Source organism: Croceibacterium selenioxidans, assembly GCF_018599195.1.
GTDB lineage: Bacteria > Pseudomonadota > Alphaproteobacteria > Sphingomonadales > Sphingomonadaceae > Croceibacterium_A > Croceibacterium_A selenioxidans.
The window spans coordinates 366,727-379,617 of sequence record NZ_JAHFVK010000001.1; the positions used below are offsets into that span (position 1 = coordinate 366,727).

At 65.9% G+C, this 12,891-nt stretch carries 12 protein-coding genes; 9 read left to right on the forward strand and 3 right to left on the reverse strand.

The features are described from left to right. Positions 1 to 76 precede the first annotated feature (76 nt). From KK137_RS01765 to KK137_RS01780, 4 genes are read left to right on the forward strand one after another with little or no spacing between them, the layout of a single operon-like run. A complete protein-coding gene (locus tag KK137_RS01765; protein WP_214534337.1) occupies positions 77 to 793 on the forward strand; it encodes a nuclear transport factor 2 family protein in 717 nt (238 codons plus the stop codon). After that, positions 793 to 1,518: a nuclear transport factor 2 family protein gene (locus tag KK137_RS01770; RefSeq protein ID WP_214534338.1), complete on the forward strand. Its 726-nt coding sequence runs from the start codon at positions 793 to 795 to the stop codon at positions 1,516 to 1,518. Before KK137_RS01765 ends, KK137_RS01770 begins: the two co-directional genes overlap by 1 nt. Then, positions 1,515 to 2,300, forward strand: a complete 786-nt coding sequence (locus tag KK137_RS01775; RefSeq protein ID WP_214534339.1) for a nuclear transport factor 2 family protein — start codon at positions 1,515 to 1,517, stop codon at positions 2,298 to 2,300. The genes KK137_RS01770 and KK137_RS01775 overlap by 4 nt, the downstream gene beginning before the upstream one ends. Before the next feature lies 1 nt (position 2,301). Next, a complete protein-coding gene (locus KK137_RS01780; RefSeq protein WP_214534340.1) occupies positions 2,302 to 4,395 on the forward strand; it encodes a PQQ-dependent dehydrogenase, methanol/ethanol family in 2,094 nt (697 codons plus the stop codon). A 38-nt stretch (positions 4,396 to 4,433) separates the two neighbouring features. Here KK137_RS01780 and KK137_RS16720 read toward each other — a convergent pair whose 3' ends face one another. Beyond that, entirely contained in the window at positions 4,434 to 4,961 is a 528-nt protein-coding gene (locus tag KK137_RS16720; RefSeq protein WP_275950671.1) for a MarR family winged helix-turn-helix transcriptional regulator, read from the reverse strand. A 146-nt stretch (positions 4,962 to 5,107) separates the two neighbouring features. Here KK137_RS16720 and KK137_RS01790 point away from each other — a divergent pair, with 146 nt between their 5' ends. Both KK137_RS01790 and KK137_RS01795 read left to right on the forward strand, forming a co-directional pair. Then, positions 5,108 to 5,581 carry a (2Fe-2S)-binding protein gene (locus tag KK137_RS01790; protein ID WP_214534341.1) on the forward strand — a complete coding sequence of 158 codons (474 nt, stop codon included), beginning with the start codon at positions 5,108 to 5,110 and terminating at the stop codon, positions 5,579 to 5,581. Beyond that, positions 5,574 to 7,793: a xanthine dehydrogenase family protein molybdopterin-binding subunit gene (locus KK137_RS01795; protein WP_214534342.1), complete on the forward strand. Its 2,220-nt coding sequence runs from the start codon at positions 5,574 to 5,576 to the stop codon at positions 7,791 to 7,793. The genes KK137_RS01790 and KK137_RS01795 overlap by 8 nt, the downstream gene beginning before the upstream one ends. A gap of 146 nt (positions 7,794 to 7,939) precedes the next feature. Here KK137_RS01795 and KK137_RS01800 read toward each other — a convergent pair whose 3' ends face one another. Further along, on the reverse strand, positions 7,940 to 8,911 hold the full coding sequence (locus KK137_RS01800) for a DUF8021 domain-containing protein (protein WP_214534343.1): 972 nt from the start codon (positions 8,909 to 8,911) through the stop codon (positions 7,940 to 7,942). Between the two features lie 175 nt (positions 8,912 to 9,086). Between KK137_RS01800 and KK137_RS01805 the strand changes: the two genes are divergently transcribed. From KK137_RS01805 to KK137_RS01815, 3 genes are read left to right on the forward strand one after another with little or no spacing between them, the layout of a single operon-like run. Next, positions 9,087 to 10,688 carry a tannase/feruloyl esterase family alpha/beta hydrolase gene (locus tag KK137_RS01805; protein WP_214534344.1) on the forward strand — a complete coding sequence of 534 codons (1,602 nt, stop codon included), beginning with the start codon at positions 9,087 to 9,089 and terminating at the stop codon, positions 10,686 to 10,688. Next, positions 10,688 to 11,542, forward strand: coding sequence for an XdhC family protein (locus KK137_RS01810; RefSeq protein ID WP_214534345.1), 855 nt, complete (start codon positions 10,688 to 10,690; stop codon positions 11,540 to 11,542). The genes KK137_RS01805 and KK137_RS01810 overlap by 1 nt, the downstream gene beginning before the upstream one ends. Then, positions 11,535 to 12,104, forward strand: coding sequence for a nucleotidyltransferase family protein (locus KK137_RS01815; protein ID WP_214534346.1), 570 nt, complete (start codon positions 11,535 to 11,537; stop codon positions 12,102 to 12,104). Before KK137_RS01810 ends, KK137_RS01815 begins: the two co-directional genes overlap by 8 nt. Here the strand turns inward: KK137_RS01815 and KK137_RS01820 are convergent. Beyond that, positions 12,088 to 12,891, reverse strand: a complete 804-nt coding sequence (locus tag KK137_RS01820) for a nuclear transport factor 2 family protein (protein WP_214534347.1) — start codon at positions 12,889 to 12,891, stop codon at positions 12,088 to 12,090. The two genes, KK137_RS01815 and KK137_RS01820, sit on opposite strands and share 17 nt — an antisense overlap.

Below are 12,891 nucleotides of genomic sequence, written 5' to 3' on the forward strand. Positions count from 1 at the left end.
GTCGTTTGTGGCTTTTCACCTCGGACGCGCCGCCTATGATGAGCGCAAACAAGTGGGTGAACGGGGAGGAAGAGGGATGCACACCGTGCGGCTAAAGGGCCTGTGGCCGATACCGCTGTGCGCGGTCCTCATGCTGGCGGCGCCCGCGCAAGCGGCCGACCCCGATAGCGAGATCGCCGCGCTGACGCAGCGGGTGGAAAAGCTCGAAGGCACGCGCGCCATCAAGAAGCTGCAGCGCGCTTTCGGCTACTACGTCGACCGGGGCTTGTGGGGCGAGGCGGCAGATCTGTTCACCGAGGACGGCACGATCGAGATCGGTGTCGACGGCGTCTACGCGGGCAAGGCGCGCATCGGCGAATACCTCGAGCGGCTGCACGGCGGCCAGCAGGGCCTGATCTATGGCCAGCTCAACGAGTGGGTGACCTTGCAGCCCGCTGTCGACATGGGCGCTGATGGCCGCAGTGCCACGGCGCGCTGGCGCGACCTTGGCATGACCGGTCAGTACAAGAAGCACGCCGAATGGCGTGACGGGATTTACGAGAACACCTACGTCAAGGAAGACGGGGTGTGGAAAATCAAGTCCATGCACCTCTACGTCAACTTCGTCGCGCCCTATGAAAAGGGCTGGGCTCGGCTGCGGCAGGGGGAAGGCGTGGCGCAGAGCGAAGCCTCGAAGGCGTTCCCGCCCGATCGCGGACCGACGGCGACGCTAGCCTCGTTCCCGGACGTTCAGCGTCCACCCTTCCAGGCGCCGAACCCGGTGACGGGCCGCGCAGTAAGGGAGGTCCGGTAATGCGCGCTTTGACCTTGGCCAGCGCCGCCGCCCTCTCGCTCTGCGCCGCTGTCGTGCCGGTGAGCGCGCAGGCCCAGTCGGTCGAATCCCGCCTCGCCTCCTACCGTGAACGCGTCGAACGGCTGGAAGACCAGGACGCCATCGAAAACCTTCAGGCGTACTACGGCTACTACTTCGACAAGGGCCTGTGGAACGAGGTCGCCGACCTTTTCTCCGCAAACGGCAGCTTCGAATACGGCCAGCGCGGGGTCTACCTCGGGCAGGACCGCATCCGTCGCGCGCTGCTCTTGTTCGGCCCGGAAGGGCTCGCGCAGGGGCGGCTCAACAACCACATGCAGCTTCAGTCGATCATTTCGGTCGCGCCGGATGGGAAGACCGCGACGGCGCGCTGGCAGGGGATGATTCAGCTCGCCGAGCCTGGCGCCAATGGTGTGTGGGGCGTGGGGATTTACGAAAACGAGTACGTCAAGGACCGCGGCACGTGGAAGATTTCCAAGCTGCATTTCTATCCCGTCGCGCTGACCGATTACGACCTCGGCTTCATGCGCTCCGCCCTGCGGATGGACGGACCGAGCGCGCTGTTCCCGCCGGACAGGCCACCGACCGAAGTCTATCGGACCTTCCCTTCGGCCTACATACCGCCGTTCAGCTACGTTCATCCGGTGACCGGCCAGTCACTGAAGGACATCAAGCAACCGGCCGACAACGTGGTGGGGCGCCCATGACTCTGAAGCTGACCCTGGCTGCCGCCCTGCTTTGCGCGGTCGCCGCCCCCGCTCTCGCCCAGTCGACGGAGGACAAGCTCGACCAGCTCGACGCGCGCATCGCGCGGCTGGAAGACATGAACGCCATCGAGCGGTTGCAGAAGGCCTACGGCTACTTCGTCGACAAGGGCCAGTGGACCCAGCTCAGCGAGCTGTTCACCGACGACGCCACGCTGGAGATCGGCGGCAAGGGCCTGTTCCTCGGCAAGCACCGCGTGCTCGAATACATGCAGACCGCCTTCGGTCCGGACGGCGCGAAGGAAGGCGTGCTGGCCAATCACATGCAGTTCCAGCCGATTCCCGACATCTCGGCCGACGGCAAGACCGGCTGGGTCCGCTCACGCGCCTATGTGATGAGCAACGCGGGCTGGGGCCTCCCGCTCTATGAGAACGAGTACAAGAAGGGCGAGGACGGCGTGTGGCGGATCAGCCGCCTCAGCGGGCCCTTCACGATGTACACCAACTGGGAAGGCTGGGGCAAAAACGCCCTCAACAACACCTGGCCCGACAAGTTCGATCCGCCGCCGGACCTGCCACCCTCGACGGTCTACCTGACCTATCCGGCCTACTACATCGTGCCCTTCCACTATCCGAACCCGGTGACGGGCCATGCGATGGTCCCCGACACCGGTCAGGTCGGGGCCTATCACCGTCCGCCGGGAACTCCTGAACAGCAGCAATCGCTCACGGTCGGCCGTCTTGCAGACGGCACGCAACCGATCGCCGAACCTCCGAAAGATTGACATGACCCCGTTGAGACATCGTCCCGCCGCCTGGCTCGGCGCCCTGGCGGCGCTTGCTTCCCTGGCTTCGCTAACCTTCGCCAGCACCGCGGCAGCTAGCGATCCGCTCGCGGCGCCCGAGGCCGGGGAGTGGCCGAGCGATGGGCGCGACTATTCGGCGCAGCGCTACAGCCCGCTGACGCAAATCGACGCTTCGAACGTGAGCAAGCTCGGGCTCGCCTGGTACGACGATCTCGACACCTACCGCGGGGTCGAGGCGACACCGATCTATTCGGACGGGGTGCTCTACAACATCCTGCCGTTCAACGTGACCATCGCCTACGACGCCAAGACCGGCGAGCGGCTGTGGACTTACGATCCGCAAGTGCCGCGCGAGATGGCCCGCTATGCCTGCTGCGAACCCGTTTCGCGCGGACTCGCCATGTCCGGCAACAAGGTCATCATCGCTACACTCGATGGCCGCCTGATCGCGCTCGACAAGACCAGCGGCAAGCCGATCTGGACCACGCAGACCTTCGGCAAGGAGTTCCCCTATTCGATCACGGGCGCGCCGCGCGTGTTCGGTGACAAGGTCGTTGTCGGCCAGTCCGGGGGCGACTTCGGCGTGCGCGGATTCGTGGCGGCCTACGACATCGAAACCGGGGCAAAGAAGTGGAAGTTCTTCCTCACCCCCGGGAATCCGGCCAACGGGCCGGACGGAGAGGCGTCGGACGGCGTGATGAGCTGGGTGCGCGAGACCTGGTTCGGCAACAAGTACTGGGAGCTTGGCGGCGGGGCCAACCCATGGGATTCGATCGCCTACGACCCCGAGCTCAACCTGGTCTATGTCGGCACTGGCAACTCGACGCCGCATGCGCGTTTCTACCGGTCGGAGAACAAGGGCGACAATCTGTTCGTCTGTTCGATCGTGGCGCTCAAGGCCGATACCGGCGAGTACGCCTGGCACTACCAGATGAACCCGGGGGAGGAGTGGGACTGGACCTGCACCGCCTCGATCATCAGCGCCGATCTCCAGATCGACGGCAAGCCGCGCAAGGTGTTGATGCAGGCGCCGAAGAACGGCTTCTTCTACGTGCTCGACCGCAAGACGGGCGAGTTCATCAGCGCCGCCGCGCATGTGATCCAGAACTGGAACGCCGGCTTCGACGACAAGGGCCGGCCGATCGTGAATGAAGCAGTGCGCTACGGCTTTGACCCCAAGCTGGTGATGCCGGGGCCGGGCGGGGCGCATAACTGGTTCCCGATGGCCTATAGTCCGCGGACGGGGCTCGCGTACTTCCCGTCCTACCAGTCGGGCTTCGTCTACGCGCTCCAGCCCGACTGGAAGCCGCAGCCGATGCGCTCGAACAGCGGCTGGGGCGGGTTCTCCGGCCCGGTGCTGCAGCAGCGGATGAAGCTGATGGAGGAGGCCAACAAGATCGAAAAGGCCTGGCTGACCGCCTGGGATCCGGTCAAGCAGCAGGCCGCCTGGCAAGTTGAGCTGCCGCGCCATGGCAACGGCGGTGTGTTCGTGACGGCCAGCGACCTGGTTTTCGAAGGCACGACCAAGCAAACTTTCGCCGCGTTCGATGCGCGGACCGGGAAGACGCTATGGGAGTTCCCGACCCAGAGTGCTCCGGTGGCGGGCGGCATCACCTACATGCTCGACGGCGAGCAATACGTGGCGGTGAACGCGGGCTGGGGCGGCGGAGCCGCTCAGATCGAACAGTCATCGGGCACGGAGCTGCCTCGTGCCAAGGCTCGGCTCCTGGTGTTCAAGCTCGGCGGGACGAAGCAGCTTCCGCCTTTGGCCGCTACGGCAGCCGTGCCTCCTCCGCCGCCATTGCGGGCGTCCGAAGCGCAGATTCAGGCGGGAGCCCAGTTGTTCGCCCAGACTTGCGCCGTGTGTCACGGCCAGAACGCCATAGGCGGGGTCAAGGACCTGCGGCACATGACAGCCGACACTCACAGCAAGTTCAACCAGATCGTCCTGGAGGGGCTCTACCTCGACAAGGGGATGGCGAGCTTCGCCGACCTCTTGAAGAAGGAGGATGTCGAAGCGATCCACAATTATCTGATCGCCCGGGCGAACGAGGACTGGGGGCGGAGCGAGTAAGAAAATCCTCCCTGTCGCATAGCGATGGGGAGGATTGCTTAGCCAGCCTGCGAGGGTAACCCGGCGTCCAAGCGACCTATCAAGAGCTCGAGAAATCCATCGAGCTCGTCGACCTTGTCGGCAGGCAGGCCTTCGAGCAGCCGCGTGCGCAAGGTGTCGGCGATTTCGAAGATATCCTTCAGCGCCGCCTCGCCCTGGTGCGTGAGGCGCAGCAACTTGCTGCGGCGATCGCTCGGGTCGGGCAGGCGCTCGACCAACCCGTCCTTCTCCAGCGTGTCGAGCATCCGCGTCATCGTCGGACCTTCGATCCGCAGGCGCTTGGCGATATCGACCTGCGCGCTGAGCGAGGGCGAATTGATGATCGCGGCCAGCGCTTCCATGCGGGCGGAGCTCTGGCCGATCAGGCGCAACTGTTCGTCCAGCAACGAGCGCCACCGCCGCGCCGCCAGCACAAGATGTACCGTCAAGCGGATCTCACGCGTGGTACCGCCATGGCGATAAATCTCGAAACTCGAGCCTTCGGGATCCGAAGCGAGGACGGTTGTAGCCTGTGTGACTTTCGTCATGATGCATGGCTTCCGGATACCCGGGCCGCTTGTCAAGCAATGCACTCTCTTAGAGAGCAAGCTTTCCCGAACAATTGTCCTGAGCTACAAGCGATTGACTTTGTCCAGCGTACTGGTGGGACGCGGCGATTTGGGGAGATTTTTCGATGACCTACAGGGTCAACATCAACGGCGAGGTCCGCGAGCTGGACGTTCCGGAAGACATGCCGCTGCTTTGGGCACTGCGTAACGAGCTCGGCATGGTCGGCACCAAGTTCGGTTGCGGCAAGGCGCTGTGCGGTGCCTGCACCGTCCACGTCGACGGCGTGGCGCAACGTTCTTGCTCGCTCCCGGTCGGCTCGATCGGTGCGGACAGCAAGGTCACGACGATCGAGGCGCTGGAGAAGACCGAGATCGGCCGCGCGCTGCAACAGGCCTGGCTCGAAGAAGACGTGATGCAGTGCGGGTATTGCCAGGCCGGCCAGCTGATGAACGCCAGCGCGCTTCTCGCCCGCAATCCGAAGCCCAGCGCCAGCCAGATCGACTCCGCGATGGCCGGCAACATCTGCCGCTGCGCCTGCTACACCCGCATTCGCGATGCGATTGCCGTGGTCGCGGAAAAGGGGACGGCCAATGTCTGAGCAAGCGACCCTTTCACGCCGCACGCTGCTGAAAGCCAGCGCCCTGGCGGGCGGTGGCCTGGTGCTGACCGCCTCGATCCCGATGGTCGCCCGCGCGGCGACGGCGGCCGCGGGCGGACCCGCCGAGGCGACGCTCAACGCCTTCGTCTCGATCGCACCGGACAACACGATCACCATCGTGGGCAAGAATCCCGAGATCGGCCAGGGTATCAAGACCATGCTGCCGATGCTGATCGCCGATGAGCTCGATGCCGACTGGAACCAGGTGCGCGTCACCCAGGCCGAAAGCGATGCGGCCAGGTTCGGCCCGCAGCTCGCCGGGGGCAGCTTTGCGACGCCGATGAACTGGATGCCGATGCGCCAGGTCGGCGCCGCCACGCGCCAGATGATGCTGGCCGCCGCCGCGCAGCGCTGGGGCGTCGATGCCAAGGGCCTCAAGACCGAACTCGGCAAGGTCATCGAGGTGTCGTCGGGCCGCTCCGCCACTTATGGCGAACTCGCCAGCGACGCAGCCAAGCTGTCGCCGCCGGACCCTGCCACGGTCACGCTCAAGGACCCGAAGGCATTCCACATCATCGGCCGCGCCATCGGCGGCGTCGATTCGCCGCGGGTTGTGAAGGGCGAGCCGATCTTCGGCGTCGATACCCAGCTTCCCGGCATGGTCTATGCCGCGTTCGAACGCTCGCATGTGTTCGGGGCCAAGCTCAAGTCGGCCAACCTCGATGCGGTGAAGGCCGAACCGGGCGTGATCGATGCCTTCGTGATCGAGGGCAACGGCAATGCCGAGCAGCTCGTCGACGGTGTCGCAATCCTGTCGAACAACTGGTGGCTCGCCAACAAGGCGCGCGAGAAGCTCACCATCGAGTGGGACAACGGCCCGTGGGGTGACCATTCGAGCCAGCGCTATGACGAAACCGCCCGCGCGGCGATGGCTTCGGGCAAGCCGCAGGAACCGATCGTCTCGCATGGCGATGTCGACGCGGCGTTCGCTTCGGCGGCCAAGGTGCTCGACCAGGAGTATTTCTATCCGTTCCTGGCCCACGTGCCGATGGAGCCGCAGAACTGCACCGCGCTGATGCACGATGACGGCGCGATCGAGTTCTGGGCGCCGACGCAGAACCCGCAGGCTGGGCAGGGCTCGGTGGCGCAGATGCTCGGGATCACGCCGGACAAGGTCAGGCTGCATATCACCCGCATGGGTGGCGGTTTCGGCCGGCGGCTGACCAACGACTTCATGCATCAGGCCGCGGCCATCGCGCAGAAGGTGCCGGGCACTCCGGTCCAGCTTATCTGGAGCCGCGAGGACGACGTCCGCAGCGACTTCTATCGCCCCGCCGGTTGGCACCGCCTGCGTGCGGCCATCGACGCCGACGGCAAGCTCACCGGGTTCGACGACCACTTCGTCACCTTCTCGCTGCCCGGCGCCGGGGCCTACAACCCGGCAGCGATGGCGCCGGACATCTTCCCGGCCAAGTATGTGCCGAACCTCCGCTACGCGCAGACGCAGATGGAAACGCGGGTGCCGATGGGCGCGCTGCGCGCCCCGTCGTCGAACGCACTGGCCTATGTCATGCAGAGCTTCCTTGACGAGGTTGCGGTCGAGACCGGGAAGGACTTGCCGACCCTGCTGCTCGAGATGATCGACGGACGCGAGAAGGAACCCGACGAGCGCGGCTTCATGGGCGTGTCGCCGGGCTTCAACCCGGACCGCATGCGCGGCGTCATCACGAAGGCGATGGCGATGGCCAACTGGGGCAAGCCCGTGGCCGATGGCCATGCGCTCGGCTTCGGCTTCTACTTCAGCCACATGGGCTACTTCGCCGAAGTGGTCGAAGCGAGCCTGTCCGATCGCAAGCAAGTCCAGGTGCACAACGTCTGGGCCGCAGGCGACGTGGGCAGCCACATCATCAACCCGTTCGGCGCGCTCAACCAGGTCGAAGGTTCGATCATCGATGGCATCGGCCAGGCGATGGGCCTTGCGGTCCAGATCGAAAATGGCGGCGCCAAGCAGTCGAACTTCCACGACTACCAGTTACCGCGCATGCCGATCACGCCGAAGATCCACACAGAGTTCGTCATCACCGACAACGCGCCGACCGGCATGGGCGAACCCGCCCTGCCGCCGGTAATCCCGGCACTGACAAACGCGCTGTTCAAGCTGACCGGCAAGCGGGTGCGCAGCCTGCCGATCGATACCAAGCTGTTTGCGTAACCAGTTCCTCCCCGAGCTTGTCTCGCGGAGGACTGGAAGCCCCCTCCCGCTTGCGGGAGGGGTAGGGGTGGGTGAGTGTAGGGTGAGGCGGCGCTTGGCCTGACAAGCCCACCCCCAGCCTTCCCGCAAGCGGGAGGGGAGCTAACTCACTTCTCCCAACCGGTCGGCGACATGTAGGGCGTGACGATCCCTATCGCCTCGATCTCGTGCATCTGGCCGCCCCAGATCTTGTAGATGTGGATCGCCGGCATATCGAAGCCTGCCCCGGTCGAGGCCCGGATGACCCGGTACTCGGTGCCCGGCACGCCGAGCAGGCGATAGCGCTCTTCCTTCATGTCGTGGTGGAAGTGACTCATGCCCCAGACCAGGCCGGTCTCCGTATCGGCGATATCGACCCGGCGGTTTTCGATGGTGTCGATGTACTCCCACATGTTGGTGTCCATCTGCGCCTCGCAACCAAGCCCACCGAGGTAGGCGAAGGCCGGGTCGGTCTGGCCGTTGCCGCCGGGTGTGTTGCGGACCATCGGGTTGCGTGCGGTCTGGAAGCCGTTCTCGCGCCGCTCGCAGTCGTCGGAGAAGGGCGTCAGGCTGCCGTTGTTGTTGTCGAGCGAGTCGTAATAGCTCTTGCCGATGTGGATCAGCCGCCCGCGCGAATCCGCGTATTCCTCGGACACGGGGCGCATGATCGCCGGACGTGGCGTGCGCAAGTTGGCAAGCTGCCCCTCGCTGAGGTTGCCCGCGACCATGTGTTCGGCCTCGACGATCTTGCCGCCCTCGCGCTTGAGCCGGATGCCGACAAGCGCCGGCTTGCCCTCGACTTCCATCATCGCCAGTAGGCCCACCTGCTGCGAGACCGGGTCAGCCACGTGGATCTGAAATTCGGTCGGCCCACCGGTCGCCGTGCGCCACAGGCCTTCGCCGCTGCCGATCTTCTTGATGTTCTCGACCGTCACGACGTTGCTGGCGAGCGGGGCCCTCGACGGGTCGTGCGCCACGAGAGCGGCGGCATAGTTATCAGCCATGGCGATGAGGCAGGCCCGGTCGCAATCCTGCGCCTGGGCGGTGGCAGGCAAGGCCAGAGCCATGGCCGCGGCGCCTGCAAGCAGCTTGAGTTTCATCATCTCGGAAATCCCCTCTCTCCCTGTCTCCGGTCACCGCCGGCTTCGGGACAGACTTTGCGGCCAGATGGCGAGCGGAGCAAGCCCACGGACATTTTGCGACAAACGCGCTTCTGGCCTTCGCGGCAAACCCGACTATTACGATCCCCAAAACCGAATGAGGGGAGGATCGGCTATGCGGAGAACGCTTTTGGGCACGGGACTGTTGCGGGGATTGCTGAGCGGAGGCGCCGTAGCTGCGCTGACGGCCGCAGCACCCGCCGCGGCGGCGGATTGTGGTGACCTGGCCAAGATGGCGCTCGACGGGGGCAAGGTCACTTCGGCCGAGCTGGTCGCACCGGGCGCATTCCAGCAGCCAGGCCTGCCGGGCAACCTGCCGCCAGGCGTGGCCAATGCCGCCTATCGCGACCTGCCGCAGTTCTGCCGCGTACAGGCGACGCTCACTCCGACCAGCGATTCCGACATCAAGGTCGAAGTCTGGCTGCCGGCAAAGGGTTGGAACGGCAAGTTCGTCGGCATCGGCAACGGCATCTGGGCCGGGCAACTCAGCTATTCGCAGCTCGCCGACCCGCTCAAGCGCGGCTATGCCGTGGCGACGACCGACACCGGGCACACCGGCAGCGGCATGACCGCCGATTGGGCTATCGGTCATCCCGAAAAGCTGGTCGATTTCGGTCATCGCGCGGTGCACCAGATGGTGGTCACGGCCAAGAAGTCGATCGCCACCTTCTATGGCAGCGGACCGAAGCTCTCGTACTGGAACTCGTGCTCGACCGGCGGACGCCAGGGCCTGATGGCGGCTCACCGCTATCCGGACGATTTCGACGCGATCAGCGCGATGGCTCCGGCCAATCCCATGACCGACCTCATGACCCAGTCGATGTGGGCGGGCTGGCAGCCCAATCGGGATCCTGGCGCAAAGGTATCGGTTCCCAAGATGGCCGCCGTGCATCGCGCCGCCGTTGCGCAGTGCGACAAGCTCGATGGGCTCGAAGATGGCGTGATCGGACGGCCCGATGCCTGCAAGTTCGATCCCGCCACGATCCAGTGCACCGGTGCCGACAACGACCAGTGCCTGACCGCGCCGCAAGTGGAGACCATGCGCGCGATCTACCACGGCCCTCCGGGATTGCCGGGCTGGCCCGCTGGCAGCGAGATGCAGCTCGGTGCTTTGACGCAGGGGCCGCAACCGTTCCCGGTGGCGTTGACCTACTTCTCGATGCTGGTGTTCGGCGACCAGCAGGGATGGGACTGGAAGACCTTCGACTATCAGCGGGACATGCAGCGATCGCGCGAATACGGGGCGGATATTCTCAACGTTCCGGCGGACGGGTTGAAGGCCTTTTTCGCGCGCGGCGGCAAGCTGCTGATGAGCCACGGCTGGAGCGACGGGCTGATTCCGGCGACCAACTCGCTCGGTTTCTACGACCGGCTCCGCCCCACACTCACCTCAGAGCAGGCGAGCAACCAGTTCCGCTTGTTCATGGCGCCGGGCATGGATCACTGCTCGGGCGGCGAGGGGCCGAGCGACTTCGACACCCTCGGCGTGATTGACGAGTGGGCGACGTCGGGCAAGGCGCCGAACCAGATCATCGCGACGCGCCCGACAGCGGCTGGCGGCCCTCCGGGCGCTCCTGCCGGCCCGCCGCGCGAGCCGATGACCCGGCCGCTCTGCGCCTGGCCCGCCTTCGCCCAGTACAAGGGGCAGGGCGACCCGAACGATCCGGCGAGCTTCCAGTGCACGGTCACTATCGCCGCCGGTTCCACGCAAAGCTGATGCTCGCGCGCGCGGATCGTACACCCGCCTGGGCTGACGACCGCGCGGCCTTGCGTGCCGCTTGCGAGCCGGGGGTCGGGCTGTGCACGATCGTCGGTATCGAGGGCAGCTTCTCGCGTCGACTGGGCGCGCAACTGGCGGTGCATCCCGACGGCAGGATCACCGGCAGCCTCGCCGATGGCTGCCTCGAACGGCAGTTATCGAGCGAGGTTGCCCAAGCGAGCGGACCGGTGGTCAAGCGGTTTGGGAGCGGGTCGGAACTGATCGACTTCCGCTTGCCGTGCGGAAGCGGGCTCGACGTGCTGATCGATCCGGAGCCCGATCGCGAGGCTTGCAGGGCGGCGATCGCGCTGTTGGACGATCGGCAATCGGCCTCGCTCGAATTGCCGGTCATGACGAGTGACTTGCACACCCGGCGCTATATTCCGGCGCTGCGCTTGCAGTTGTTCGGAGAGGGGCCGGAATTGGAGGCGCTGGTGTCTCTGGCGGACGCGGCGGGCATCGAGGTGTCGGCCCACGGCAAGGACGCCCTGTCGCTCGGACGGCGCCCGGCGGGCCTGTCAGCCGACGCCTGGACGGCCGCGGTCCTGCTGTTTCACGACCATGAGTGGGAGCAGGCGATCCTCGAATGGGCCCTCGGTACGCCCGCGTTCTACATTGGCGCCCAGGGCGGTTTCGAGGCTCGCCGGACGCGTCTGGAGCGGCTGGCCACGACCGGGGTGCCGGCCGAGCAGCGCGGCCGTATCCGCAGCCCGGTGGGCGTGATTACACACAGCCGCGAACCAGGAGTGCTGGCCCTATCCGTGCTTGCTGGGGTCGTCGGTGAATACGAGGCACTTCACCCGCATGGCTAGGCCGCTGGTCGCGGTGCTGGCGGCAGGTCGCGGCAGGCGGTTCGGCGGCGGCAAGCTTGAGACCGATTGCGCCGGGAAGCCGCTGGGCCGATGGGTGATCGAAGCGGTGGAGCAGGCCGGGCTCGAGCCGGGCCTGATCGTCACCGGGCCGGAAGGCGTTAGCTTTGCCGCGGGTTGGCGGGCGCTGGTCAATCGCGAGCCGGAAGCCGGGCTCGGTTCCTCGCTGGCGCTGGCCGCGCGCGCCGCGTTCGAGGCTGGGGACGAGGCGTTGCTCGTCCTGCTGGCCGACATGCCGTTGATTGACCCGGATTTTCTGCGCGGCCTGGCCTCGGCCCCGGCGCCCGCTGCCACTAGGCAGGATGACGGGCGGCCCGGCGTCCCTGCATTGCTCGACCGGACGTTGATCGCGCAAGCCATGGCACTCTCAGGAGACCGCGGTGCGGGACCGCTGCTCACCGGTGCTTCTCTGTGGGAGGCGCCTCCCGGAGCCTTACTCGACGTGGATACGGTGGAGGGTCTGGCAAAGGTCGCGCGGGTCCTTCGACCTAGGCCCGCACCGTGACAGGCTCCCCCGCGCGCTGGACCGCGATCCGCTCGATCAGGCCATCGCGCAAGGTGTAGGTCACGATCACCCGCACCTCGATGTAGTCGCCCTTGCTAAGCGGCCCCACGACGAAGTCCGGCGCATCGGCAATGGCGGTGAAGCGGCTGGTGGTGTCGCTGACGATCTCCTGCTCGGTGGCCGTGATCGAGTGCACCGTCAGGCTCTCGCGCACGCGCTGGAACATCGCGGTGTAGAAAGCGGCGATCGCCTGCTTGCCCTTCATTGGCGGCACCGAGCCCAGCAGCAACTCGACATCAGCGGTGTAGAACCGCGTGTACCTCTCGGGATCGCCGTTCGAGAAGGCGGAGGTATAAGCCCCGTAGGCGGCCATCTGGCTGGGGTGTGGGCCGAGAAGGGGCAGGGTGGTCACTCCTTTGCCGGGCGGCCAGGTCATGGACTTGAGCGCCGCAACCTTGCCGTCGCGCAGAGTGTAGTGGACGAGGAACTTCACCGTCACCGTGTCGCCCGGATGCAGGTGGCCGAATGGGAAGTCCGGCCGCTCCTTGCTCGCGTGAAAATCCATGTCGACTTCGGCGAATAGATGGTCGCCCTGCAGCACCCAGCTTTGCGGCCGCATCACCTCGCGCACGCCGTCGTGTGCCCAGCGGAGAAAGGCGAGCAATCCGTCCTTGCCCGAGCGATCGCCCGACCCGGCGGAGAACTTCACGTCGTCACAGAAGAACCGCTCGACCAGCAACTCGTCGTCGCCAGTGTTGAAGACCCGTTCGTACTCGGCGTAGTCCAT

Excerpts from the sequence above, each read along its gene's own strand:
- KK137_RS01790 (WP_214534341.1), top strand. The coding sequence starts at position 5,108 with ATGACCTACAGGGTCAACATCAACGGCGAGGTCCGCGAGCTGGACGTT.
- KK137_RS01800 (WP_214534343.1), bottom strand. The coding sequence starts at position 8,911 with ATGAAACTCAAGCTGCTTGCAGGCGCCGCGGCCATGGCTCTGGCCTTG.
- KK137_RS01820 (WP_214534347.1), bottom strand. The coding sequence starts at position 12,891 with ATGGACTACGCCGAGTACGAACGGGTCTTCAACACTGGCGACGACGAG.
- KK137_RS01810 (WP_214534345.1), top strand. The coding sequence starts at position 10,688 with ATGCTCGCGCGCGCGGATCGTACACCCGCCTGGGCTGACGACCGCGCG.
- KK137_RS01770 (WP_214534338.1), top strand. The coding sequence starts at position 793 with ATGCGCGCTTTGACCTTGGCCAGCGCCGCCGCCCTCTCGCTCTGCGCC.
- KK137_RS16720 (WP_275950671.1), bottom strand. The coding sequence starts at position 4,961 with ATGACGAAAGTCACACAGGCTACAACCGTCCTCGCTTCGGATCCCGAA.
- KK137_RS01795 (WP_214534342.1), top strand. The coding sequence starts at position 5,574 with ATGTCTGAGCAAGCGACCCTTTCACGCCGCACGCTGCTGAAAGCCAGC.
- KK137_RS01815 (WP_214534346.1), top strand. The coding sequence starts at position 11,535 with ATGGCTAGGCCGCTGGTCGCGGTGCTGGCGGCAGGTCGCGGCAGGCGG.
- KK137_RS01805 (WP_214534344.1), top strand. The coding sequence starts at position 9,087 with ATGCGGAGAACGCTTTTGGGCACGGGACTGTTGCGGGGATTGCTGAGC.
- KK137_RS01765 (WP_214534337.1), top strand. The coding sequence starts at position 77 with ATGCACACCGTGCGGCTAAAGGGCCTGTGGCCGATACCGCTGTGCGCG.
- KK137_RS01775 (WP_214534339.1), top strand. The coding sequence starts at position 1,515 with ATGACTCTGAAGCTGACCCTGGCTGCCGCCCTGCTTTGCGCGGTCGCC.
- KK137_RS01780 (WP_214534340.1), top strand. The coding sequence starts at position 2,302 with ATGACCCCGTTGAGACATCGTCCCGCCGCCTGGCTCGGCGCCCTGGCG.